Origin of the sequence: Pseudomonas kitaguniensis (assembly GCF_009296165.1) — a bacterium.
GTDB lineage: Bacteria > Pseudomonadota > Gammaproteobacteria > Pseudomonadales > Pseudomonadaceae > Aquipseudomonas > Aquipseudomonas kitaguniensis.
Map to the genome: position 1 here is coordinate 1 of NZ_VUAZ01000185.1, position 4,284 is coordinate 4,284.

Genomic DNA, 4,284 nt, shown 5'->3' on the forward strand with positions numbered 1-4,284 from the left:
ACACCTCCGGCTCCACCGGCCTGCCCAAAGGCGTGGCCATCGACCATGCCGCCCTCAGCCAATTCTGCGACAGCGCCGAGGTGTACAGCCGGCTGGGTGCAGAGGACCGCGTACTGCAATTTGCGACCTTCAGCTTCGACGGGTTTGTCGAGCAGTGCTATGCGCCGCTGTGTGTGGGCGCGGCGTTGATCATGCGTGGCGATGAGATGTGGGACGCCGGGCAATTGGCGCGCGAAATCGTCGAGCAGGGCGTGACCCTGGCCGACTTGCCGGCCGCTTACTGGTATCTGTTGGCCAAGGAATGCGCGCTCGACCGTCGCACCTTGGGCAACCTGCGCCAGGTGCATGTGGGCGGCGAAGCCATGTCGGTGGAAGGCCTGCGCGCCTGGCACGCCGCAGGGCTGGGCGCGGTGCGCCTGGTCAACACCTACGGGCCGACCGAGGCAACGGTGGTGTCCAGTGTGCACGACTGCCAATTGGCGGATGCCAGTGATGCGTTCGGCGTGCCGATTGGTCGGGCGATCGCCGGCCGCGCGCTGTATGTGCTCGACAGTGCTTTCGAGCTGCTGGCCACCGACGGCGTCGGCGAGCTGTGCATCGGTGCGCACGCGGGCTTGGCTCAGGGTTACTTCGACCGCCCGGCACTGACTGCCGAGCGCTTCCTTCCCGACCCGTTTTCCAACGTGCCGGGCGCGCGGCTCTACCGTAGCGGTGACCTGGCGCGCTACAACGCGGCGGGAGCGCTGGAGTACGTCGGGCGTATCGACCATCAGGTGAAAATCCGCGGCTATCGCATTGAAATGGGTGAGATCGAGGCCTGCCTGCAAGGCTTGCCGCACGTGCGTGAAGCCGCAGTCATCGCCCAGCCGGGTGCGACCGGCCTGCAATTGGTGGCTTACGTGGTGCCGGCCCAAGGTCAACGCCTGGACTCGCAAGCCTTGGCGGCAACCTTGCGCGAGTCGCTGCCGGACTACATGGTGCCGGGGCACTGGGTGGTGCTTGAAGCCTTGCCGCTGAACAACAACGGCAAACTTGACCGGCGTGCGCTGCCGGCGCCAGACCTGAACCTGCGTCAACAAGCGTATGTAGCGCCGCACAGCCCGCTGCAACTGCAGTTGGCGGCGATCTGGCAAGTGGTGTTGCAGGTCGAGCAGGTGGGCCTGACGGATCATTTCTTCGAACTGGGCGGTCATTCGCTGCTGGCCACTCAAGTGATTTCGCGCGTGCGGCATGAGTTGAAGCGCGAAGTGCCGTTGCGCGCACTGTTTGAGCAGCCGACGCTGCAAGCATTCGCCACCGCGTGTGTGCAGTTGCATCCGCACAGCGCGCAACCGCTGGTAGCGCTGGAGCGCGGGCAACCGATGGCGCTGTCCTTCGCCCAGGAACGCCAATGGTTTTTGTGGCAACTCGACCCTGCCAGCGCCGCCTACCACGTACCCACGGCGCTGCAGGTGCGCGGCCAACTCGACGTCAACGCGCTGGAGCGCGCCTTGCAGGCACTGGTCGAACGGCATGAGCCTTTGCGCACCACCTTTGTCGAAAACGCTGAGCAAGTCTTGCAGGTAATCCATCCCGCACTGGCGATGCCTGTCGAGCAGGCCAGCGTAGAGGCTGCGGCGATCCAGCGCTGTGTGGAGCAAGAAATCCAACGCCCGTTCGACCTGTGCAACGGCCCGCTGATGCGCGTCAAACTGCTGGTGATCGCGCCCGACCACCATGTGCTGGTGATCACCCAGCACCACATCATCTCTGACGGTTGGTCGATGCAGGTGATGGTCGATGAGCTGGTGGCGTTGTATCAGGGCCAGGCCCAGTTGCCTGGCTTGCCGATCCAATACGCCGACTATGCCGTATGGCAGCGCGACTGGATGGCGGCCGGCGAAACACAGCGCCAGCTGGATTACTGGCAGCGGCGCCTGGGCGACGAGCATCCGGTGCTGGAGTTGCCGCTCGACCACCCGCGTCCGCCGGTGCAAAGCTACCGTGGCGCGCGTCAACAGGTGCAGCTCGACCCTGCACTGGTGGCCGACCTGAAGGCGCTGGCGCAACGTGAGGGCGTGACCTTCTTTGTGCTGTTGCTGGCGTCGTTCCAGACCTTGTTGCATCGCTACAGCGGCCAGTCAACGCTGCGTGTCGGGGTGCCAATCGCCAACCGTAACCGCCTTGAGACCGAGCGTCTGATTGGTTTCTTCGTCAACACTCAAGTGCTGCAGGCCGACCTTGACGGGCAAATGGCTTTCGGCCAATTGCTCGCGCAGGTCAAACAGCGCGCGCTGGAAGCGCAAGCCCATCAGGACTTGCCATTCGAGCAGTTAGTCGAAGCGCTGCAACCGGAACGCAGCCTCAGCCATAACCCGTTGTTCCAGGTAATGTTCAACCACCAGGACACCCTGCGCGGCGGCGCTGTGCAACTGCCTGGCCTTGTGTTGCAGCCGCTGGAGTGGGCTGGCCACACCACGCAGTTTGACTTGAGCCTTGAAACCGAAGAGTCCGCCGAGGGCCTGTGGGCTTCGCTGACCTACGCCACCGACTTGTTCGAGCCCGCGACCCTGCAGCGCATGGCGCAGCACTGGCAGAACCTGTTACACGCGGTGGTCCGTGACGCCTCGCAAGCACTGGATGAATTGCCGATGCTCAGCGATCAGCAATGGCAACAGAGCGTGCACGGCTGGAACCACAGCCAGTTCGACTACCCGCACACGCGCTGCGTGCATCAACTGTTCGAAGCACAAGCACTGGCCACGCCGGACGCCTGTGCGCTGCAATTTAATGACGACGCGCTGAGCTACAGCGAGCTCAACCGCCGCGCCAACCGCCTGGCCCATCGCCTGATCGCAGCGGGCGTTGGCCCGGACGTGTTGGTGGCGGTGCATGTCGAGCGCTCGCTGCAGATGGTGGTCGGCTTGTTGGCGACGCTCAAGGCCGGTGGCGCCTATGTGCCGCTCGACCCGCAGTTCCCGGCGGAGCGCCTGGCCTTCATGCTTGAAGACAGCCAGGCCCGGGTGTTGCTGACCCAGCCACACCTGAACGGTAGTCTGGCGCAACCGCACGGTGTGCAGGTGCTGTTGGTGGATGATGCCAGCGCGGACGAACACAACCCGCAGGTCGCTGTCACGCCTGCGCACTTGGCCTATGTGATCTACACCTCCGGTTCCACCGGCAAGCCCAAGGGTGTGATGGTGCGCCATCAGGCGCTGTGCAGCTTTACCTGCGGCATGGCTGACGCCCTGGAAATTCGCAGCGACGCGCGGGTGATGTCGCTGACCACGTTCTCGTTCGACATCTTTGCACTCGAGCTGTACGTGCCACTCAGCGTCGGCGCCACGGTGCTGCTGAGCAGCCAGGAACTGGCGCTCGACCCGGAAGCAATTCTGGACCGGGTGCACGGCCAGCGCGCAAATGTGCTGCAAGCCACCCCTTCAACCTGGCGCATGCTGCTGGAAAGCCCGCGTGCCGACCTGCTGCAAGGCGTCCAGTGCTTGTGTGGCGGCGAAGCGCTGCCGGTCGACTTGGCCCAGCGCCTGCTCGACCTGCAAGGGCCGGTATGGAACCTGTATGGCCCGACGGAAACCACCATCTGGTCGGCTGCCCATCGTTTGTTGGACGCGCAGCCTTTTGTCGGGCGACCGATTGCCAACACCTCATTGTTCATTCTCAACGCCGGGTTAACGCCTTGTCCGCAGGGCGCTGCCGGTGAATTGCTGATCGGCGGCGTTGGCTTGGCGCGGGGTTATCACCAGCGGCCAGCGCTCACCGCTGAACGTTTTGTGCCTAACCCTTACGGCGCGCCGGGCGAACGCCTGTACCGCAGCGGCGACCTGGCCCGCTATCGCGCCGATGGCGTGGTGGAGTACATCGGCCGCGTCGACCATCAGGTCAAGGTGCGCGGTTTCCGTATTGAACTGGGTGAAATCGAAGCCTGCCTGCGTGAACACGCGGCGGTGCGCGAAGCCGTGGTGCTGGCCGACAATGACCGCTTGATCGCCTACCTGGTGAGTGTCGCCCCCGACCAGCAAGCGGCGCTGCGTGACCAGTACAAGGCTGCCTTGCGCGAACGTTTGCCGGACTACATGGTGCCTGCGCACCTGATTTTCCTGGACAGCCTGCCCTTGACCCCCAACGGCAAACTCGACCGCAAGGCACTGCCCAAAGCGGATGGCGGTGTGTTGCTGAAAGCGCATGTAGCGCCCGTCACGCTCCGCGAACAACAGGTTGCGGCGATCTGGGCCGAGGTGCTGGAGGTGCAGCAGGTGGGCCTCGACGACCACTTCTTCGAACTCGGCG

The 4,284-nt window shown here is 64.3% G+C and carries 1 protein-coding gene; it reads left to right on the forward strand.

What is annotated here, in order from left to right; translation table 11 throughout:
- A partial coding sequence (locus F0169_RS25605) for a non-ribosomal peptide synthetase (protein WP_152747977.1) occupies positions 1 to 4,284 on the forward strand: 4,284 nt, incomplete at both ends.